This window comes from Streptomyces sp. NPDC058257 (assembly GCF_042881845.1).
GTDB lineage: Bacteria > Actinomycetota > Actinomycetes > Streptomycetales > Streptomycetaceae > Streptomyces.
Genome location: NZ_JBHVXJ010000010.1, coordinates 224,516 through 245,263 on the forward strand (window position 1 = coordinate 224,516; position 20,748 = coordinate 245,263).

Annotated in this window: 16 protein-coding genes and 1 other RNA gene; 3 read left to right on the forward strand and 14 right to left on the reverse strand. The window is 70.0% G+C overall.

Features of this window, described 5'->3' with window-relative positions:
* The first annotated feature begins 42 nt into the window (after positions 1-42).
* On the forward strand, positions 43-1,563 hold the full coding sequence (locus tag ACFVXC_RS24480; protein ID WP_389908504.1) for a helix-turn-helix domain-containing protein: 1,521 nt from the start codon (positions 43-45) through the stop codon (positions 1,561-1,563).
* Between the two features lie 48 nt (positions 1,564-1,611).
* Here the strand turns inward: ACFVXC_RS24480 and ACFVXC_RS24485 are convergent, their stop codons facing one another.
* From ACFVXC_RS24485 to ACFVXC_RS24500, 4 genes are all read right to left on the reverse strand, one after another.
* Positions 1,612-3,003 (reverse strand): acyltransferase, encoded by a 1,392-nt coding sequence (locus ACFVXC_RS24485; RefSeq protein WP_389908507.1) that lies wholly within the window; start codon positions 3,001-3,003, stop codon positions 1,612-1,614.
* Positions 3,000-5,306, reverse strand: coding sequence for a glycosyltransferase (locus ACFVXC_RS24490; RefSeq protein ID WP_389908510.1), 2,307 nt, complete (start codon positions 5,304-5,306; stop codon positions 3,000-3,002). Before ACFVXC_RS24490 ends, ACFVXC_RS24485 begins: the two co-directional genes overlap by 4 nt.
* The gene (locus ACFVXC_RS24495; RefSeq protein WP_389908513.1) at positions 5,303-6,025 is read right to left on the reverse strand and encodes a hypothetical protein; all 723 of its coding nucleotides are present in this window, start codon (positions 6,023-6,025) and stop codon (positions 5,303-5,305) included. Before ACFVXC_RS24495 ends, ACFVXC_RS24490 begins: the two co-directional genes overlap by 4 nt.
* 232 nt (positions 6,026-6,257) lie before the next feature.
* Positions 6,258-7,241 carry a LysR family transcriptional regulator gene (locus ACFVXC_RS24500; protein WP_389908516.1) on the reverse strand — a complete coding sequence of 328 codons (984 nt, stop codon included), beginning with the start codon at positions 7,239-7,241 and terminating at the stop codon, positions 6,258-6,260.
* Positions 7,242-7,361: 120 nt separating this feature from the next.
* Between ACFVXC_RS24500 and ACFVXC_RS24505 the strand changes: the two genes are divergently transcribed.
* On the forward strand, positions 7,362-8,624 hold the full coding sequence (locus tag ACFVXC_RS24505) for an MFS transporter (protein WP_389908519.1): 1,263 nt from the start codon (positions 7,362-7,364) through the stop codon (positions 8,622-8,624).
* On the opposite strand, the gene dacB is transcribed toward ACFVXC_RS24505, so the two are convergent.
* From dacB to ftsE, 6 genes are all read right to left on the reverse strand, one after another.
* Positions 8,548-10,140, reverse strand: a complete 1,593-nt coding sequence (dacB, locus tag ACFVXC_RS24510; protein WP_389908522.1) for a D-alanyl-D-alanine carboxypeptidase/D-alanyl-D-alanine-endopeptidase — start codon at positions 10,138-10,140, stop codon at positions 8,548-8,550. The genes ACFVXC_RS24505 and dacB overlap by 77 nt on opposite strands.
* A 166-nt stretch (positions 10,141-10,306) precedes the next feature.
* Positions 10,307-10,695, reverse strand: a transfer-messenger RNA (tmRNA) gene (gene ssrA / locus ACFVXC_RS24515).
* A gap of 138 nt (positions 10,696-10,833) precedes the next feature.
* On the reverse strand, positions 10,834-11,355 hold the full coding sequence (gene smpB / locus ACFVXC_RS24520; RefSeq protein ID WP_389908525.1) for an SsrA-binding protein SmpB: 522 nt from the start codon (positions 11,353-11,355) through the stop codon (positions 10,834-10,836).
* Between the two features lie 18 nt (positions 11,356-11,373).
* Positions 11,374-12,561, reverse strand: coding sequence for a S41 family peptidase (locus ACFVXC_RS24525; RefSeq protein ID WP_389908528.1), 1,188 nt, complete (start codon positions 12,559-12,561; stop codon positions 11,374-11,376).
* Positions 12,562-12,639: 78 nt separating this feature from the next.
* The gene (gene ftsX / locus ACFVXC_RS24530; RefSeq protein WP_389908531.1) at positions 12,640-13,557 is read right to left on the reverse strand and encodes a permease-like cell division protein FtsX; all 918 of its coding nucleotides are present in this window, start codon (positions 13,555-13,557) and stop codon (positions 12,640-12,642) included.
* A 43-nt stretch (positions 13,558-13,600) separates the two neighbouring features.
* Complete coding sequence (ftsE, locus tag ACFVXC_RS24535; RefSeq protein ID WP_030788113.1) at positions 13,601-14,290, reverse strand: cell division ATP-binding protein FtsE; 690 nt, start codon at positions 14,288-14,290, stop codon at positions 13,601-13,603.
* Positions 14,291-14,529: 239 nt separating this feature from the next.
* Between ftsE and ACFVXC_RS24540 the strand changes: the two genes are divergently transcribed.
* Positions 14,530-14,721, forward strand: coding sequence for a hypothetical protein (locus ACFVXC_RS24540; protein ID WP_389908534.1), 192 nt, complete (start codon positions 14,530-14,532; stop codon positions 14,719-14,721).
* 108 nt (positions 14,722-14,829) lie between these two features.
* On the opposite strand, the gene ACFVXC_RS24545 is transcribed toward ACFVXC_RS24540, so the two are convergent.
* The 4 genes from ACFVXC_RS24545 to ACFVXC_RS24560 form a co-directional block, all read right to left on the reverse strand.
* Positions 14,830-15,507, reverse strand: coding sequence for a hypothetical protein (locus tag ACFVXC_RS24545; RefSeq protein WP_389908537.1), 678 nt, complete (start codon positions 15,505-15,507; stop codon positions 14,830-14,832).
* A 271-nt stretch (positions 15,508-15,778) separates the two neighbouring features.
* The gene (prfB, locus tag ACFVXC_RS24550; RefSeq protein WP_249589604.1) at positions 15,779-16,885 is read right to left on the reverse strand and encodes a peptide chain release factor 2; all 1,107 of its coding nucleotides are present in this window, start codon (positions 16,883-16,885) and stop codon (positions 15,779-15,781) included.
* A gap of 432 nt (positions 16,886-17,317) precedes the next feature.
* The gene (locus ACFVXC_RS24555; RefSeq protein WP_389908539.1) at positions 17,318-18,553 is read right to left on the reverse strand and encodes a serine/threonine-protein kinase; all 1,236 of its coding nucleotides are present in this window, start codon (positions 18,551-18,553) and stop codon (positions 17,318-17,320) included.
* Between the two features lie 205 nt (positions 18,554-18,758).
* Positions 18,759-20,423, reverse strand: coding sequence for a protein kinase (locus ACFVXC_RS24560; RefSeq protein ID WP_389908542.1), 1,665 nt, complete (start codon positions 20,421-20,423; stop codon positions 18,759-18,761).
* Between the last annotated feature and the right edge of the window lie 325 nt (positions 20,424-20,748).

Consider the following 20,748-nt stretch of genomic DNA (forward strand, 5'->3'; position numbering starts at 1 on the left):
GTGTGCGGTGGAAACGACTGACCTGGATGGTGGAGGGCGAAGATGGCGTCTCTCGCGGAGCTGCTGCGGGAGCTCAAGGAGCGGTCAGGCCTCAGTTATAAAGTCCTTGCCGAGCGGCTTCACATGAGTACGTCCACATTGCACCGCTACTGCAACGGGGGTGCGCCGCCGCCCCAGTTCACTCCGGTGAAGCAGTTCGCCCGCCTCTGCGGGGCGACTCCGCAGGAGCTGGTGGAGGTCCACCGGCAGTGGGTCCTTGCGGACGCGGATCGGAGGCGGAAGGCGGAGCCCACCGCCTCCGGCGTACCGAAGCCGAAGCCCAACCCGAAGTCCAACCCTAAGCTCAATCCGAAGCCCACGCCCACACCGGCGCCAAAGCCAGGGCCAAGGCCAGGGACAGGGGCAGAGCCGGAATCGGAGCCGGAACAGGAACCGGAGACCGCGACGCCGTCCGGCCCGACCACCGTAACCGTCTCGTCCTCCTCACCACCCTCATCACCCTCATCCCCCTCGTCGCGCCCCTCACCCCCGTCCCGCAAGCGGCGGACCCTCGTCCTCGCCGCCGCCGTCGCCGCAGTCGTCGGCATCGGTTCCATCGCGCTCGCCATGAACCGCAGCGGTGACGGCGACGCGCACAAGCGGATGCCGAGGGAGTACGCCGGGCCCACCGCCCCGCCGGACCCGGGTGGCTCGCCGTACGACCGGACCGGCAAAAGCGCCGACAAGGACCGGCTTGAAGGCCAGGACCGGCCCGGCGCCAAGGGCCAACCCGATGGCAAGGCCAAGAAGAACGGCCCTTCCGCTTCACCGTCCGGGAACTCCGAGAACGACAGGAACGGCACGAACGGCACGAACGGCACGGACGGCAGGAACAAGAACGGCCGTCCGGACCCCGCCGCCCCCGCCGCCCCCGGCGGCATCGGCAAGGGCCCCGTACCCGACGGCGGGCGGGGCGACGATCCCGACGTACCCCTGGCGGCACGCGTCAACCCGTATCTCTACGAAGACTGCGAGCACCACTTCCTGGTGAACCGGAAGCCGGACCAGATGCCGGAGCCGCCCTCCGAGGGGGACGTGCCCGCCTGGGTGGGGGAACTCGGTGCCGTCTCGGCCCGCAACCAGTACGTCGCGTTCACCGTGCAGGGCACGGGCGACGAGACCGTCACCCTGCGGAACATGAACGTCCGTGTGCAGAGCAGCGGCGCTCCCCTCGCCTGGAACAACTTCCAGATGGGGACCCACTGCGGCGACAAGCTGTTCAACAAGGTCTTCACCGTCGACCTCGACGACGCGACACCGCGCGCCACGCCCAATCCGGGCCAGAGCCACTTCCCGTACAAGGTCAGCGAGAAGGACCCGCAGGTCTTCTACGTCGAGGCCAACTCTGAGCTGCACGACGTGCGTTGGTACCTGGAAATGGAGTGGTCCAGCGGCAAGCGGCACGACGTGCTGCGCATCGACGACCAGGGCAAGCCGTTCCGGACCAGCGGCCAAGAGGGACGCCCCTTGTACAGCTGGTCCGAGTCCGACGGGTGGGCGCCCGGGGGTCTGGACCACCACTGAGCCCCACCCGACATAATTCGAGATAACCCGACAGAACCCGGCAGCCCCTCAGCCCCGGTGCGCACCCCCTCGCGCGGGCGCCGCCGAGCGACGGGACTTGGCCCCGTTCGGCCACAACCTGGGGCTCCGCTGCGCCGCGAAGTCCTCGATCCAGCCCACAGCCATCACCATCAGACCGATCAACGGCCAGACAAGGACCGTCATCCACAGCATGTACGTGGTGTCCAGGGCCGAGCTCCACTGCTCGTCCTCCATGAACGGCAGGTCGTACGCCAGGTCGATGATCGGCACCGTGGCCATGATCAGGAGGTTGTGCCAGAGGTAGATCGTCACCGCTCGGTTGTTGGAGAGGGTGATGAGCTTGTCCCACCGCTTCAGGCGGCCCGGCAACTCCTGCCACGACGGGGAGTACTGGAAGAGGATGACGACGAAGCCGAAGGACCATGCCGCCTGGGCGAGCGGGATGTCGTTCAGGTCCCAGCCGTCCGGGCCCAGATGTCCCGATGCCCACCACAGGCCGAAGGCCATGATCAGGGCCGAGACGGAAACCGCCATGTAGCGCGGGATGCGGGCGAGGACGCCTTCCTGGTGGGCGAAGCCCAGGACCCAGCAGCTGCCGTACACCGCGAAGTCCGAGACCGCGTTGCCCGTCTCGCCGGGGATCGTCACGACGCCCGTGGCGAGCACCGCCGTCAGGGCCAGGGGCGCGAAGAGCGTCGCCCACGGGACCCGGCGGAACGCCCACAGGAGGAGCGGCGAGGCGATGACGAACCAGAGGTACGCGCGGATGTACCAGAGCGGGCCCGCCGCCTGGGCGGGCCAGGTGTCCTCCAGGAGGCCCGCCTTGTCCCCGATGTGCCAGGGGAAGGGCGGGGCGCCGACCGGGAACACGTAGTTGAGCATGCTGACCAGGCCCCAGGTGCCCCCGTGGTCCGGGTCCTTGCTCACGTTCCAGCCGCCGTAGAACAGCAGGAAGAGTGCCACCGCGCTGAACGCCCACATGGGCGGCAGGAGTCGGCGGACGCGCCCCCTGATCACTCCCCACGCGGGGCGCTTCAGGGAGCGCGCCATCAACGCGCCCGCCAGCGCGAACATCACGCCCATGGACGGGAAGACGATCGTCAGCCAGGCCCAGCCGAACAGGTGGTAGATGACGACGCGGACCAGGGCGAGCGAGCGCAGTACGTCGAAGTAGCGGTCGCGGCCCGGCTTCTTCGCCGGGGCGGGAGCCGCCTCGGAACCGGCCGTCCCGGAACCGACCGCCCCAGGACCGGCCGCCCCAGGACCGGCCGCCTCGGGACCAGCCGCCCCGGGACCAGCCGCCTCGGGACCAGCCGCCCCAGGACCGGCCGCCCCAGGACGCGCAGGGCCCACCGGCGTCACCGCAAGGCCGGGAGGCGGCGGTACCTGGGGCAGTGGTGGCTGCGTGGGATAGGTCATGCGACGGGCCTCCGATCAGGGCTGCCCGTCCGCTGCCGCGGAATCGAGGGCGGGGTTCCGAGCACTCCCGTGCGCCGGAGCTTCTGCCAGCGAAGGCGGCCTCCGGTCAGGGCGGTGATCCAGGACTGCAGCAGCACGACGTACATCAGCTGCCGGTAGAGGATCTGCTGGAGGGGCAGCGAGATCAGATGGGACATGCGCTCGCGGTCGAGCCGGAAGGCGTACGCCGCGCACACCGCCTGGACGGCGAGGACGCCGAGCCACGCGATGATCGTCTTCTGGGTGGGGCCGAAGACCAGGCCGTACAGGAGGAATACGTCGATCAGGGGAGCCAGGAGCGGCGCGAGGACCATGAAGAGGGAGACCAGCGGCATGCCGACCCGGCCGAAGCGGCCCGAGGGGCCCGACTCGATCACCGAGCGGCGGTGCTTCCAGATCGCCTGCATGGTGCCGTACGACCAGCGGTAGCGCTGCGACCAGAGCTGCTGCACCGTCTCCGGCGCCTCGGTCCACGCGCGCGCCTTCTCGGCGTACACGACCCGCCAGCCGTCCCGGTGCATCGCCATCGTGATGTCGGTGTCCTCGGCGAGCGTGTCGTCGCTCATGCCGCCGACCCGTTCGAGTGCCGAGCGCCGGAAGGCTCCCACGGCGCCGGGGATGGTCGGCATGCAGCCGAGCATGTCGTACATCCGGCGGTCGAGGTTGAAGCCCATCACGTACTCGATGTGCTGCCAGGCGCCGATCAGCGAGTCCCTGTTGCCGACCTTCGCGTTGCCCGCGACGGCGCCCACGCGCGGGTCGCCGAACGGCTGCACCAGCTCGCGCACGGTGGACTGCTCGAAGACCGTGTCGCCGTCCATCATCACGATGAGGTCGTAACGGGCGTTGGCTATGCCGCGGTTGAGCGCTGCGGGCTTGCCCGCGTTCTGCTGGCGCACGACGCGTACGTTCGGCAGGCGGAGCCCCTCGACGATCAGCGCGGTGCCGTCCGACGAGCCGTCGTCGATGACGATGATCTCGATGGGATGGTCGCTCGACATGAGCGAACGGACCGTGGCCTCGATGCACTTGGCCTCGTTGTAGGCGGGGACGAGGACCGACACCGGTTCGGTGACGTCGGGGCCCCAGCGGAAGCCGCGCCGCCGCACCTTGCGCGCGTGCACCGCGGAGAGCAGCAGCATCAGGCCGAAGCGGAGGAGAACCAGGGATCCGATGACGGCGAGGGCGACGACGAGTACGCCGGTGATCTTCTCCGACGCGCCGACCAGGAAGACCCAGGCCTTGCCCTTCCACAGCTCTATGCCGGAGACGGGCGCGTGCGCGCTGGGGGCGTCCAGTGCCTCGGTGAGGTTCGTGAAGTGGTAGCCCTCGTGCCGGAGGCCGGGCAGGAAGGTGTCGAGCGCGGCGACCGTCTGTGAGCGGTCGCCGCCGGAGTCGTGCATCAGGACGACGGCGCCGTCGCCGTTCTTGGGCGTGGCGCGGCGGATGATCTCGGCGACGCCGGGGCGCTTCCAGTCCTCGCTGTCGGTGTTGTTGACGACGGTGAGATAGCCGCGGCCGCCTATGTACTTCGTCACCGGCCAGGACTTGTCGTCCATGGCGTCGGAGAACGACGAGTACGGCGGGCGGAAGAGGGAGGTGCGGATGCCCGCGGCGCCCGCGAGTGCGAGCTGGTTCTGCGACAGCTCCCAGTCGATGCGGCTGTCGGACTGGTAGGAGAGGTCGGGGTGGTTGAACGTGTGCAGGCCGACCTCGTGGCCCTCGTCCACCATGCGCTCGACGAGGCCGGGGTAGCGCGAGGCCATCGTGCCGGTGACGAAGAAGACGCCGTGCGCGTGGTGCTTCTTCAGTACGTCGAGGACCTTGGGGGTCCACTCCGGGTCCGGGCCGTCGTCGAAGGTAAGGACGAGCCGGTGGCGCGGAACGCTCAGCGTCCTCTCGTGGCCGCCTCGGGTGTCGATGACCGGGCCGCCCTCCAGGATCTTCTCCGGGACCTTGCCGGTGCCCGCGGGCGGGCGGATGCGGTGGTCGGCGAGGATCTCGCTGTGCGTGTAGCCGCGCAGCATGAGCATCGCCATCAGGGCGACGAGGAGGAGCAGGGGCAGGAGGTAGCGCAGGGGGAGTCTGCGCCGCTTGGTGCCGCGGGCCGGTTGCGCACGGCGTCGGCCGCCACTGCCCCGGGGCTGGGCACGACCGCTACGGGGTTGGGCATGACCGCTACGAGGTTGGGCATGACCGCTCCGGTTCTGGGCGTAGCCGTTCCGGGAACCGGCGGACCGGCCCCTGTTGGTGCGGGAGTTCATCGCTGTGAGCCCTCCGAGGGCTGCTGGGCGGAGTTGAGCGGGGACTGAGGGACGTAGACGGCGGCCTGGACGCGCAGCGGGGACCGCTGTTCGTCGGCGGGCAGCATTACGGGGACTTCGCCGGCGCCTCCGCCCGCGTCGCCCGGGGGCTCCGTCGACGGGTCCGGGGGCGGCGTGGTGGGGTCGACGGTCGGGTCCGGGTCCGTGCCCGGCTTCGTGGGGTCGACGGTCGGGTCGGGGTCTCCGCCGCCGCCACCGCCGCCGCTCGTCGGGCCGGGGTCGGGTTTGCCGCCGCCCGTGGGGTCGGGGTCGGGCTTGCCGCCGCCCGCGTCGCCCCTCTTGCCGTCGTCCGTCGCGGAGGGGTCGGCCGAGCCGTCGCCGCCGGTCGCGGGGGCGGTGTCGCCGCTCTTCGACGCGCCGGGCGAGGGTGTCGTGCCGGATGATGCCGAGGGGTCGAGGGAGTCGGCCGGGCGGTTGGGTGTGTCCACCTTGCTCGCCGGCTTCTCGTCCTTGGGGTCGATCGGGATCCAGGGTGCGTCGGAGTTGCCCGAGAGCAGGGTGCCTACGATGATCACCGCGTACACGGCGCAGGCTATGCCGACGAGCACGCCTATGCGGCGGTATCTCCGGCTGCGGCGGCCCGTCTCGTCGACGAAGACCGGCCCGTCCGGCGCGTCCTGGCCACTCTCGGCGGACAGGTCCGCCAGCTGTCGCCCCACTCCGTCGATCTGAACGGTGACTTCGTTCGGATCATGGGTGTGTTCCGGTAGGGCATCTTCTCGCCAATTCTCCATGCGTACGCACAACCCCCACTTAACCTGGCTCGGGCGCGCGCGACTCCGGGCAACTTTTTGCCGTCGGACCAGGCCCCCACCCGATCCGAGCGCCCCCCTATCACACCGCGCCCGGACCATGAATGTAGCGCACAGCGGTGACAGTCGTACTAATCCATCAGTCCCGTCCCACCATGATGAGCGCATCCGTGGCCGGAACCCATCCGTCTTCGGGCCTGCGCAGCCACCCTTCTGCCTCGGAGAGCTCGGCAGCCGCCGCACGCAACGCGTCGACCCCCGGATGTACGAGCCCCCTTCTCCACACCAACGACACAGGCGACAGCGGCACCGGATCGATCAACGGCCGCAGGACCGACTCGGGCAGGACCGGAAAATCCACGGCTACGAGCACGGGGTTCCGGTTCTTCGCCATGACCCGCCCGAACTCCTCGGCGCCCACCGCCAGGGGCGCGGGCGGCGCCACCTCGATGCCGCGCCCCGCGAAGAGGCGGTGCGCCAGGTCGGTCCACTCCAACGTCCGCGGATTGCCCGCCCCCGCGTACACGCGCTCCCCCGCCAGCGCCCCGAGCGGCACCGCGTCGAGCTCGGCCAAGGGGTGGCCGAGCGGCAGGAGCACCGCCATCGGCTCGTACCGCACCGGCTGCTGAGCGAGCCGCGACCGCAGGGCCGGTTCGAGCCCGGCGTACCGCCCGAAGGAGACGTCGAGGCGCCCGGCGGCCATCTCGGCGGCGGCCCAGGTGAGGCCGCTCTCGAAACGGGCCATCAGCTCGCAGTCCGGGACGAGTTCGCGGGCCCGCTCCAGGACGCGCCCGCTGATGAGCCCCTCGCTGTTCAGGTCCACGAGCAGCGGGCGGGCCGCCGCGCCGCCGGAGCGGGCGCCCCGCGCGAAGGCGGCGGCCAGGTCGTCGTGCGCGTCGAGCACCCGTCGCGCGTACGGCAGCAGCCGCTCGCCATCGGCCGTCAGCGTGACCTGCCGCGTCGTCCGCACGAAGAGCTCGGCGCCCAACTCCCGCTCCAGGCGCCGCACATCACGGCTCAACGCCTGCTGGGCCACGTAGCGGCGGGCGGCGGCACGCGTGAAGTGCAGCTCTTCGGAGACGGCCATGAAGGCGCGCAGAAGGCGGGGTTCCAGGTCTGTCACGCCGAGAACCTACATCGGCGGCAGCGGCGGGGACGGGGACGGGGACTTACAACTGAAGTGCGTGAGCAGGGCCCCAGAAGGTGTTGGACCCCGCACCACCGCCCCGGTGAGGGTGATCCCATGCCGCCCGCCGAATCCCACGCGTCCCGCCGCCGCAACCCGTACGCCCGCCTCTTCCGCATACCCGGAGCCACCGCCTTCACCATCGGCAACCTCATCGCACGCCTCCCCATGGGGATGTTCAGCGTGAGCGCCGTCATCATGATCGCCGGGGCACGCGGTTCGTACGCGCTCGCCGGGGCCGTCACCGCGACGGGCCTCGCCACGACCGCCCTCGTGGCGCCCTGGACCGCCCGCCTCGTGGACCGGTACGGCCAGGCGCGGATCGCCGTCCCCGCCACCGCGCTCGCCGCACTCGGCTCGCTCTCCCTGCTCCTGTGCGTGCACTACGGAGCGCCCGGCTGGACCCTGTTCGCCTCGTACGCGGCGACGGCCACGACCCCCAACACCGGCGGCATGTCCCGGGCCCGCTGGGCCCACCTCCTCAAGGACGACGAGCGGGCCGTGCACACCGCCAACTCCTTCGAGCAGGCCGCGGACGAGCTGTGCTTCATGCTCGGCCCCGTCCTCGCGGCCTTCCTGTGCGGGGCGCTCTTCCCGGAGGCGGGCACCCTCATCGGAGTCGTACTGCTCCTGACCGGCGTCCTGCTCTTCGCCGCCCAGCGCACGACGGAACCACCGCCCCGGGGACGTACGGCCACGAAGGAGAAATCGCCCCTCCACGCGCGCGGGATGCCCACACTGCTCGCCGCCTTCCTCGCCACCGGCGCCGTCTTCGGCTCGATGGAGGTCGTGACGATCGCCTTCGCGGACACCCAGGGACACAAGGCCGCCGCCGGTGCGATCCTCGCGCTCCAGGCCGCGGGCTCCTGCGCGGCGGGCCTCCTCTACGGAACGCTCAAGCCGAGCGGCCCCCCGCACCGCCGCCACGTCCTGTGCGTCACCGCGATGGCGGCCCTGATGACACTGCCGCTCCTGGCCGCGACACTCACCGGCTCGCTCCTTGTGCTCGCCGGGGCTCTCCTTGTCGCCGGAATGGCTACGGCGCCGACGATGGTCACCGGTATGACCCTGGTCCAACAGCGAACCCCCGAGGGCCGGTTGAATGAGGGCATGACCCTCGCCGTCACCGGGATCCTCGGGGGCATCGCGTGCGGGGCCGCGGCAGGGGGCTGGGTGGTGGAGCACCTGAGCCCCGCCCAGGGCTACGCGGTCCCGGTCACCGCCGCGTGCTGCGCGCTGCTGCTCAGCATCGTGCGGGCTTGCGCCACGAGCACTCCAGATCCCCGCTCGGCTCGGTCCCGCGTCGCGAGCGCGGCATGACAGGAACGGCCTTGTCCTCGGTCGACTTGGCGAGCGTCACGACGATCGCGTCCTCCAGCGCCTTCACCGAAGAGGGCATGTAGTTGTTCAGGATGACGCTGAACACGAGCTCACGCCCGCCCGCGTCCTTCACGTACCCCGAAAGCGCGGACGCGGCGGTCAGCGACCCGGTCTTCGCCCGTACGTTCATGGCCGCCGGAGTTCCGCACATGCGCGTACGCAGCGTGCCGCCGACGAACTTGTCCGGGGCGCAGGCCACCGGAAGGGACTTGTACCAGTCGGCGTACCAGGGCTCGCCCCTGGCCGAGAGAAGAAGCTTGATCAACTGGTCGGCGGGGGCGTTGTCCTTGCGCGAGAGCCCGGAGCCGTCGACCTGGCGCACCTTGCCGGGGTCGACACCGGCGGTCTTCAGGTAGGAGCTGATGGCGGCGAGACCGTCCGTCCAGTTCCCCGGCCGTCCGGTCGCCTCGTACCCCATCGTCTTCGTGAGGTTCTCCGCGTGCATGTTGTTGGAGAGCTTCATGAAGGGGATCATCAGCTCCTTCAGCGGCATGGAGTCGTGCGACGCGAGCCGGCGCGCGCCCTCGGGAGTGGCGAGCCCGGCCTTCGTCGGCCCGTCCACCCGCACCCCGTGCGCCTTCAGCGCGTCCCGGAAGATCGCCGCCGCGTATCCGGTCGGCTCCCAGACGGTGATCCACTCCTTGGTGGCGTCACCCCCCACGGGGACGGTGCCGGTGACCGTGATGGTGTTGGTGCCGTGCTCGCGCTCGATGGTGAGCGTGTCATCGCCGCCGGCGGCGACGGTCCTGGCGCTGTTGTCGACGTCCACGTAATCGGTCTTCGGGGTCACCGTGACCTTGGGCCGGTCCCCGGCCTTCGCTCCGGGCGTGGCCTCGACGATGACCGTTCCGGTGTCGTAGTCGGTGTCCGGGGCGACGCTCAGTGCGGAGATCTGGGCCGCGTAGTACGCGAACTCGTCGTCGCCGGACCAGGTGTCGCCGATGCGCTTGTCGTCGAACCGGGTGTCGTCCGCGACCAGCCGCCCCGAGACCTTCCGGACCCCCGAGTCGGCGATCTTCGCGGCGAGTTGGTCGTAGTCCTTGGCCAGCGTCGTCGGGTCGCCGGTGCCACGCAGGTAGAGGTCACCGGAGAGGACGGGGCCGTGCCGCCTGCCGTCGGTGAGCACATCGGTGGTGAAGCGGTGGTCGGGCCCGAGCCGCTCCATGGCCGCCGTCGAGGTGAGCAGCTTGGTGTTGGACGCGGGCATCAGGCGTCCGCTGGGCAGGTGCTGGTAGAGCACGTCACCGGACGCGGCGTCGGCGACGACGACACTCGCCGCGCCGCCCTCCATCCGGGGATCGCCGAGGATGGTGTCGATGGCTTCGGGCAGGCCGCCGCGGTCGGAGTCGGCCCCGGCAGGCGAGCTGACGGAGAGGGTGGCCGCCGCGACACCGAGCACGGCGGGCCAGATCCAGTGGCGCATACGGGCGTTGACGCGTCTCACGGGTCTACTCATGACCCAGGAGCATCCCGGACACAGCCGCCCCGCGACAGACCCCACTCCGGACATCTGTGGGGCGGCAGATCAAGGCGTCCGGGTCGCCCGAGGGCTGCTGGAGGCTCCGATACACGGAAAAAGCCCCCTGGCCGACGGCCAGGAGGCTTTGACCTCAACATGGGAATTGTGGAGATGGCGGGAATCGAACCCGCGTCCAACGGTGCAAAAGGAGGGCTTCTCCGAGCGCAGTTCGCTACGATTTTCTCGGCCCCGGTGATCTCGCGAACAAGTCTCCGACGGGCCCAGTCACTGTTTGATTTCCCATCGAACCCCGTGACCGGGCTCGATGGTTTAGTCCCCTAGATTATGCCAGGATCCGGGTCGGGAACACTCCCGGGCTGACACCCATTAAGGGTCCTTCACTCACTGCTTATTAGGCAGCGAGGGCGAAGGACTGGGAATCGCTCTTAGAATTGGCGATTATTGGTTGCGACATATGGTTAACGAGATCATTGTCGCTTCCTCGGCTCGCTTCCCCTGCTTCGACATCCGCTGTCGAAACCGATCATCCCCATGTTTACCGCTATTGAGTTAGATACTGCATCAATGCGCGCCCCGGCTGTGCGGGGCAGTGCCCATCGTACGTGAACAACGCCCGACGGGGCCAGCCAATTCCCGCGTGCCCCGTTCGGGTCCACGCGGACCCGCGGGCTAGGCGCTGCGCTGACGCTTCTTGACCTCCGCGACCGCGCGGTTCGTCTCGCGCAGATCCTGCTTCTCCTTGAGCGTCTGGCGCTTGTCGTACTCCTTCTTGCCCTTGGCGAGCGCGATCTCGACCTTGACCCGGCTGTCCTTGAAGTACAGGGCCAGGGGCACGATCGTGTGACCCGTCTCCTGCGACTTGGACTCCAGCTTGTCGATCTCCGCCCGGTGCAGCAGCAGCTTGCGCTTCCGCGTGGCGGAGTGGTTGGTCCAGGTCCCTTGCACGTACTCCGGGACGTGGATGTTGTGCAGCCAGGCCTCGCCGCCGTCGATGTGCACGAAGCCGTCCACCAGGGAGGCCCGGCCCATCCGCAGCGACTTGACCTCGGTGCCCATCAAGACGAGGCCGCACTCGTACGTGTCGATGATGTGGTAGTCGTGCCGCGCCTTCTTGTTCTGCGCGACCATCTTCCGGGCAGGGGCCTTCTCAGCGGCCTTCGCGGCCTTGCGCTTTACCTTTTCCTTCGCCATAGTCCGACCATTTTCGCACTACGAGGGGGGTCCGAGGCCAGTCAATACTGTCTCGGCCCGTCTCTCGGCGCTGTCCTGGACCTCCAGGTCCGGGGTGATGCCACGGCCGTCGACCGCCTGCCCCGAAGGAGTGCGGTAGTGCCCGACCGTCAGCTCGGCGACCGAGCCGTCGGGCAGCCGGCTCGGCATCTGGACCGAGCCCTTGCCGAAGGTCCGTGAGCCCACCACGACCGCACGGCCGCGATCCTGCAGGGCGCCCGTGAGCAGCTCGGCCGCGCTCATCGTGCCGCCGTCGACCAGGGCCACCACGGGTCTGGTGGTGTCACCGCCACGCTCCGCGTGCAGGGCCTTCTGCCGACCGCGCACGTCGTACGTCGCCACCAGGCCCCCGTCGACGAGCCCCGAGGCCGCGGTGACCGCCTCCGACACCAGGCCCCCGGAGTTGCCCCGCAGGTCGAGCAGGATTCCGGCGCCCTTGGGAGCGTCGTGCACCGCGGAACGTACGCGCTTGCCCGCCCCCTTGGTGAAGGCCTCGACCTTGATCAGGACGGCGCCGCCCGCGAGCTGCGTGACCGTGACGGAGTCCGTGGAGAGGCGGGCCCGGTGCAGCGTCTCGCTCCACGCGCGCGTGCCCCGCTTCAGGCCGAGCCCGACCGGGCTGCCCGCGCGGGTACCGCGCAGCAGGGACACGACCTCGGTGACGGGAAGGCCTGCGACACGCTTGCCGTCGATGCTGCTGAGCTGGTCGCCCTCGCGGATGCCGGCCTGCTCGGCGGGGCCGCCGCGCTGGACCCGGGACACCTCGATGCGTCCGTCGGCCGCGCGCCTGGCCCAGAGGCCGACACCGGTGTACGCGCCGTCCAGGGACTGCTCGAACTCTTGATACTCCCCGGGGGAGTACACCGCCCCCCAGCGGTCGCCGCTGCGGCTGACGGCGTCCTTCGCGGCCTTCTCGCCGGACTTGCCGTCGGCCATCGCCTCCGCGGCGGCATCGGCCGCTTCGGAGGCGGCGTCGGTGGAGGAGGCGACGGAACGGGTGGAAGCGGAGGGATCAGGCGACTTCCGGCCTTCGTCGGCCACATCGTCCCAGGACCCGGTGGCGGCACCGGTGGCGAGCACACTCGCGAACACCAATGTCAGGGTCGCCCCGCGGCGGATACGGCGGGGCCGGGAGAGCCGGTCGCAGAACCGGTCGAGGCCTGACATGCCGGTGAGTCTAGGACAACGAAGGGCGCCGTACGGCCGGTTGAACCGCACAGCGCCCCGATGCTCCAGCGGGTCTTGTCACACCTTCAGGTACTTGCGCAACGCGAAGAACGCGGCGAGCGCGGGCATCAGCAGGCTGATGGCGAGCACCAGCGGCAGCTTGGCCAGGACCGCGTCCCACCCGATGAAGTTGATCAGGTTCAGCTTCTCGGAGAGCGCGAGGCCGTGGTCGATGATGAAGTACCGGCCCACGAGGAGCATTCCGCAGGCGACACCGCCACCGATCAGCCCGGCGACGGCGGCCTCCATGATGAACGGCATCTGGATGTAGAAGCTGGACGCACCGACGAGCCGCATGATCCCGGTTTCACGTCTCCGGCTGAACGCGGAGACACGCACCGTGTTGACGATCAGCATCAGCGCGACGACGAGCATCAGCGCCATCACCGCAAGAGCGGCCCAGTTCATGCCGTTGAGCAGCCCGAAGAGGTTCTCCAGGATGCCCTTCTGGTCCTGCACGGACTGCACGCCGTCACGCCCGGAGAAGGCGGTCGCGACCACCTGGTACTTCTCGGGGTCCTTCAGCTTGATGCGGTACGACTCCTGCATCTGGTCCGGCGTGAGGGAGCTGGACAGCGGCGAGTCGCCGAACTGCTCCTTGTAGTGCTTGTAGGCCTGGTCCGCCGATTCGTACTCGACCTTGTCCACGACGGGCATCTTCTTCAGGTCGACCTTGACCTGTTCCTTCTGCTCGTTCGTGACCGCGCCCTTGGCGCACTTGGGATCCTGCTCCGCGTCGGCCTTGTTGCAGAGGAAGATCGATACGTTGACCTTGTCGTACCAGAAGCCCTTCATCGTGCTCACCTGGTCACGCATGAGCAGCGAGCCGCCGAACAGGGCGAGCGAGAGGGCCACGGAGACGATGACCGCGAAGGTCATCGTGAGATTCCGGCGGAGACCGACGCCGATCTCCGACAGGACGAACTGGGCGCGCATGGCTCCCTTTCAGTGGATCAGTGCAGTGGATCAGTACGGGTCGTCAGTGCTGGTAGCCGTAAACGCCGCGCGACTGGTCGCGGACGAGACGGCCCTTCTCCAGCTCGATGACCCGCTTGCGCATCTGGTCCACGATCTGCTGGTCGTGGGTAGCCATGACGACGGTCGTGCCGGTCCGGTTGATCCGGTCGAGCAGCTTCATGATGCCGACCGATGTCTGCGGGTCGAGGTTGCCGGTCGGCTCGTCGGCGATCAGGAGCTTGGGGCGGTTGACGAAGGCTCGCGCGATCGCCACCCGCTGCTGCTCACCACCGGAGAGCTCGCCGGGCATCCGGTCCTCCTTGCCGCCGAGGCCGACGAGGTCGAGGACCTGGGGGACGGACTTGCGGATCTCGCCGCGGGACTTGCCGATGACTTCCTGCGCGAAGGCGACGTTCTCGCCGACGGTCTTGTTCGGAAGGAGACGGAAGTCCTGGAAGACGGTGCCCAACTGGCGCCGCATGTGCGGCACCTTGAAGTTGGAGAGGCGGGCGAGGTCCTTGCCGAGGACGTGCACCTGGCCGTGGCTGGTGCGCTCCTCACGCAGGACGAGACGCAGGAAGGTGGACTTTCCGGAGCCGGAAGAACCCACCAGGAAGACGAACTCGCCCTTTTCGATCTCCAGAGAGACATCCCGGAGGGCGGGCCGGGTCTGCTTGGGGTAGGCCTTGGAGACGTTGTCGAATCGGATCACGAATGCACCACGGGTCGCCGGGGGTAGGTGAGCGTGACCATACGCGAAGCGGGTACGGGAGCGCAGTCAGCGTCCTGAGTTGCGCGGATTGTCGCGGATATACCACGGAACGTAACAGCTGGAAACCGGCGAGGTCGGGCGGGCCGCGCCGAAACTCGTGGAAGCTGGCACAGTGGTAGGGGAACGGTTGAGTTCCCCCTAGCGTTGGGCAGGCTGTGACTGTGCGGGAGGAGGAGCGCATGACCTACGACAGGTTGGTGTGCGCGAACTGCGCGTCGCCCGTGAGCGAAGGCCGCTGCCCCGTGTGCCGGGCCAATCGCGAGCGCATGCAGCAAGAGGGGCCGTTCGGCGGCCTCAGCCCTGCGGCCCTGATAGGACTGCTCGTCGTGCTGATAGCGGCGGTGGCCCTGCTGGCGCACCAGACCGCTTAGAGCGCGCTCAGTACGCCACAGGCGCGCGCGTACAACAGGACACCAGAAGGGCCCGGAGCTGGCTGCTCCGGGCCCTTCTGTCATGTCATGTCGTGCCGGTGCCCTCTATCAGGCAGCGGCGCCGCGGTTGCCGACGAAGCGCGGCAGAACGCGGAAGCCGATGCCGCCGGCGATCATCGTCGCGGCACCGATCAGCAGGAACGTGGTCTCGGCGGCACCCGTCTCGGCGAGCTCACCCTTGTCGGCCTTGTCACCCTGCTCGACCGGGGCGGAGCCCGTGTCGTTCAGGCTGTCCTTGCCCTTGCCCTGCTCGACGGGGTTGTTGGCGCCGCCGTCGGGGTCGTTGTCGTTGCCGCCGTTGCCGCCACCACCGGTGCCGTTGCCGTTACCGGGGTCGCTGGGGCCCTCGGTGGGCGTACCCGGGTCCGAGGGGTCCGTCGGGTCGTCGGTGGGCGTACCCGGGTCCGTCGGGTCCTCGGTGGGCTCCGTGGGCTCCTCGGTGGGGTCGGTCGGATCGTCCGTGGGGTCCGTCGGGTCCGCGGTGGGCTCCGTCGGGATCTCCGTGGGCGGGACGGTGGGGTCGTCGGTCGGGTCGTCGTCCCCACCCAGGCCGACGTCGACTCCGATGCCGTTCTCGTCGGCGCTGGCGCTGGCGCCCACACCGCCGCCGAGGTCGACGCCTACGTCGAGGGCCGAGGCGGCACCCGCGGCGGTCAGCGAAGCACCGGCGGCGATCACCGCACCTGCCGCTATGCGTGCAACGCGGATCCGCGTCTTCTTGGTCATCTGGCTGCTACCCCCAGTAGCTGAATCGTCAGTGAGGCAGCGTCCGGGTCCGCGTTCGTCAGGAGCACTGAATCCGCCCCCCACAGATCACACGCGCCCCAGAGATACGCATGCCGCTCACTAGCCTTTCCAGTTTCCGGAGCAACGTCAAGGTCGTTGCGCGAGCGATGTCTGAAATAGCAGCAGTTGACCGGCGTACGGAGATGTGACTGTGACGTAAAAGGCAACTGCCGCCTCTTGGGCGGCAGTTGCCTTGTCGATAAAGCGGCGCTTACTTCTCCTGCTGCTTGCGCCAGCGAATTCCCGCTTCGAGGAAGCCGTCGATCTCGCCGTTGAAAACGGACTCCGGGTTGCCCACCTCGAACTCCGTGCGCAGGTCCTTGACCATCTGGTACGGGTGCAGGACGTACGAACGCATCTGGTTGCCCCAGGAGTTGCCGCCGTCCCCCTTGAGGGCGTTCATCTTCGCCTGCTCCTCCTGGCGGCGGCGCTCGAGGAGCTTGGCCTGGAGGACGTTCATCGCGCTCGCCTTGTTCTGGATCTGCGAGCGCTCGTTCTGACAGGAGACGACGATGCCGGTCGGCAGGTGCGTCAGGCGGACCGCGGAGTCGGTCGTGTTCACGCCCTGGCCGCCGGGGCCCGATGAGCGGTAGACGTCGATGCGCAGCTCGGACTCGTCGATCTCGATGTGGTCCGTCTGCTCGACGACCGGGAGGATCTCGACTCCGGCGAACGAGGTCTGGCGACGGCCCTGGTTGTCGAAGGGCGAGATGCGGACGAGGCGGTGGGTGCCCTGCTCGACCGAGAGCGTTCCGTAGGCGTACGGGACCTGGACGGCGAAGGTGGTCGACTTGATGCCGGCCTCTTCCGCGTACGAGGTTTCGTAGAGCTCCGTCTTGTAGCCGTGGCGCTCGGCCCAGCGCAGGTACATGCGCTGCAGCTTCTCGGCGAAGTCGGAGGCGTCCACGCCGCCGGCCTCCGCGCGGATGGTGACGAGGGCCTCACGGGCGTCGTACTCGCCGGAGAGGAGGGTGCGGACCTCCATCTCGTCCAGCGCCTTCTTGACGGCCGTGAGCTCGGTCTCGGCCTCGGCGCGGGTGTCCGGGTCGTCCTCCTCCTCGGCCATCTCGAAGAGCACGCTGAGGTCGTCGATGCGCCCGCGCAGGGCCTCGGCCTTCCGCACCTCCGCCTGGAGGTGGCTCAGCTTGCTGGTGATCTTCTGTGCCGCTTCCGGGTCGTCCCACAGGGACGGCGCGGCCGCCTGCTCCTCGAGCACAGCGATGTCTGCCCTCAGCTTGTCGAGGTCCAGGACGGCCTCGATCGACTCCATGGTCGAGGAGAGGGACTTGAGCTCTTCGGATACATCGACGACTGCCACGGGTCCAGCCTAACGGCTGGGGGCAAGCGGTCTGCCCTCGCGGCTGCGGGGGCGTGGTCGGCGCCCCCTCGGGAGCGCCGCCTCGCCCCTGCGGGGCGGCTTGTGCGGGGTGGCCGGGCGGGCTCGCCGTGCGGGCCGGGTTCTCTTCCGGCTCGGGCCTGCGTCCGCCTGCGGCCCGCTCGGGTTGGCCTGTCCCGCCGCTTCGCGACGGATGTCTCCCGCCCACCCGCCCGATTACCCCGGGTAATCGGGTGGGCGGGTGGGGAAAATCCGTCGCGGAGCGGCGGGGCGGGGGCTGTTCCGTCCGTGGGTGCCGGGTGGGGGCGGGCGGGGAGGTCCGGTCCGGCGTGGGGCGGTGGGCCGGGATTTGGCGGGTGGGCAGGGGGAGACGTCCGTCGCGGAGGGGGCGCAGGTCAGGAAGGGCCCGCAGGGTCACGGTGTCTCGGGGGCGGAGTTCTTCTGGTCCTGGGGGGTGGCGTCCGCGTCGTCACCGTTCGTGGCCGCCCAGGTGCCGATGCCTGCCGCGGCCACCAGAACCGCCCCCGCCACGCCGAGCGTGATCCTGCGGCGGCGGGCCGAGGCGCGGTGGCGGGCGGAGCCGGGCCGGGCAGCGCCGGACGCGCGAGGGGCGCGAGCCGTGCCACGGGCGCCCCCGGCGAGCTCGTCGGGGCCCGGCACGCGCATGGAGGTGTGCGTGTCGCGGTTCGAGTCGGGGGACGACCCGGGGACGAGGGGAACCGCTCCACGGCGTGGAGCGCCCGGGGCCGGCTCCGGCGCAGGCTCCTCCTCCGCCTCCTCCGCGAGCGGCTCCGTATCCGGTTCGTCCACGTCAAGGGGCGGCATCCCCGCCACCAGGGGCTGCAGCTCCCGCAGCCGCGCCGCCAGCTCGGAGGCGCGCAGGCGGGACGCCGGGGCCTTCGCGAGGCACTGGACCATCAGCTGCCAGAGCTCGTCGGGGATGCCGGGGAGCGGCACAACCGTTTCCGTGACGTGGCGGCGGAGCACCGCCCCGGGGTGGCCTCCACCGAACGGCGTGAACCCCGCGAGGAGTTCGTACAGGACGGTCGCGAGCGCGTAGATGTCGACGGCCGCGCGCGGGGGCAGGCCCTCGATGATCTCCGGGGCGAGGTAGTCCGGCGTACCGATGATCTTTGTCGCGCGGGTGCGGCGCGGGGAGTCGATCAGCTTCGCCACCCCGAAGTCCGTGAGGAGCGCGGGGTGCGAGCCGCCGGGACCCAGCGGGCCCTGCATGTCGAGCAGTACGTTCTCCGGCTTCACGTCACGGTGCACGATCCCCGCGGCGTGCGCCGCCGCGAGGCCGTCCGCGACGTCCGCCACGATCGCCACCGCAGCCTCCGGAGCGAGGCGCCGCTCACGGTCCAGGCGGGTACGCACGTCCGTGCCGCGGACCAGGTCCATGACCAGGGCGAGGTCGTTGCCGTCGACCACCAGGTCGTGGACGCCCACCACGCGCGCGTGGTCGAGGCTGAGGAGCGCCGTGCGCTCCTGGACGAAGCGGCCGACGAGCTCCTGGTCGGCCGCCAGGTCCTCGCGCAGCAGCTTGATGGCGACGGGACCCTCAGGTCCCTCGCCGAGCCACACCGTGCCGGCGCTGCCCCGACCAAGGATCTGGTGGGCGGTGTACCGGCTGCCGATCTTGCGTGCCAAGACTGCTCCTACGGATGCGTGTTGGCGACAAAGCTACGCGGCCTCGACGCCAACCTTCACTCCAGGAGCAGAAATCACCCTGCAGGTGTCGACAAATCCCCAGAGTCGGTCAGGGATTCACCCATCACTGACCCACCACTGGCCCGTCAGCGGCCACTACAGGCCCGTCAGCGGCCACCACAGGCCGCGGGGCCGCCGGTCGCAGCTAGTTGCCGCTCACTTTCCCCATCCAGCCGGAGACCGTGTCGTACCAGTCCGTCAGCTGCTCCCAGTAACCCTTCGTCGTGCCGATCCACTCCTGGAGCGGGCTCAGCTCCCAGACGAGCCAGCTCGCCACGAAGAGGATGATGAGCGTGAAGAGGCACCCCTTGAGGCAGCCGAGGCCCGGGATCTTCATCCGGTTCGGGTTCGAGCCGCGCTGCCTGGGCTCACGCGGCGGCCGTCCCGCGGGCGGCTGCTGGGGCGGCGTCTGCTGCGGCGGCGCGTACTGCTGCTGCTGGGGCTGGGGAGCGTACTGCTGTTGCTGTGGACGCTGCTGGCGCTGCTGCTGCGGCGCGTACTGCTGGGGGCGCTGCTGCGGCTGCTGCTGCGGGCGGGCCACCTGGCGCTGCGGGCGGCGGCGCAGCGGGTCGTCGTTCGGGTCCATGTACGCCTGGACCTGCGTCTGTTCGTTGCGGTCCCGGGCCGCCCGCATCTGGTTCTGCCAGGGATGCTGGTCGTCCGGGGCCCCGCCGGGCTGGTTCGGCGGCACCGGCGGCATGACGGCCGTCGGGTCGGCCGCGCCGCGGCTGCCGCTGCCGGTGGGGAGCACCGACGTCGGGTCGGCGTCCCCGGAACCGGGGCCGCCGGTGTTCTGCATGACGCTCGTCGGCGCGCTGGGGTCGTACGACCCCGCGTTGTTCGGGAGGACCTGGGTGGGGTCGGCCGCACCGGCGGTGCCCGGCACCGCGGCGGGCGACGGGTCGGGCATGAGGAGGGCGCCCACGCCCTCCGCGGCGGCGATCTGCGCGCTGGACGCGTGCACGCCCACGCCTTCCGCGACGGCCCGCAGGCCGCGCGCGAGGTTCTCGGCGCTGGGGCGGTGGTCGGGGTTCTTGCTGAGGCAGCGTTCTATGACCGTCCACAGCGGGTCGGGGACCGTGGAGGGGCGGCGCGGTTCGGCGCTCAGGTGCTGGTGCAGGACTTCGAGTGCCGAGCCGCCGCCGAAGGGCGGGCTGCCGGTGACGAGCTCGTACAGGAGGATGCCCGCGCCGTAGATGTCGACCGCGCTGGTCTGCGGGCGGCCCTCGGCGGACTCGGGCGCCACGTACGCGGGCGTGCCGACGAATTCGTGGGTGCGGGTCAGGCCCGGGGAGTCGGCGAGGCGCGCGATGCCGAAGTCGGTGAGCATCGGGTGCATCGAGCCGTCGGCGTCCTGCTTGAGCAGGACGTTCGCGGGCTTCAGGTCGCGGTGCACGACTCCGTCCGCGTGGCTCGCGGCGAGGGCGTCGGCGATCTGGGCGGTCATGAGGGCCGCGCCGACCGGCGAGAACGGGCCGTTCTCGCGGAGGTAGCGGTGCAGGTCAGGGCCTTCGACCAGGTCCATGACGAGGGCGAGGAGCTCCCCCTCGACGACCAGGTCGCGGGTCCGCACGATGTTCGGGTGCGTCAGCCTGAGCAGGACGGATCGCTCGCGCAGGAAGCGCATCACGATGTCCGCGTCGTTGGCGAGCTCCTCCTTGAGGACCTTGATCGCGACGGTCTCGCCGGGCTGGCCCGGGACTGCCGCCTCGGCACCCGCGGTCTCGCGCTGGCGGGCCCGCCAGACGGTGCCCGTGGCGCCGCGACCGAGCGGCTCCTCGAGCAGGTATTTGCTGCCTACCGGCCGCACGTCAGGCTCCCTGCTGATCTACTGATCTGACTGGTCTGTCCGTACCCGGCTACCCGCCGGAAGGTGTTCCGACCCACTCTAGTGCCGCCGAACGGGGCACCGGCCGGTCTCATTCCGACCCGGCCACGAGGTGGCCGGATAGCTGACCGGGCCGGTGACCGGATAGCTGTTCGGTGGAAAGACGCTCCACTGACGCCGTTGGTTGCCGATGGGCGTCGAATTGACCTTCGTCACGATGCGCCGACCGACGATCGCAACGGTCCAAGCAGGCACTTTTCCGAGCAGAGCCGACCAATCAAGATCACTTACGGGTGGCCGCCGGGCG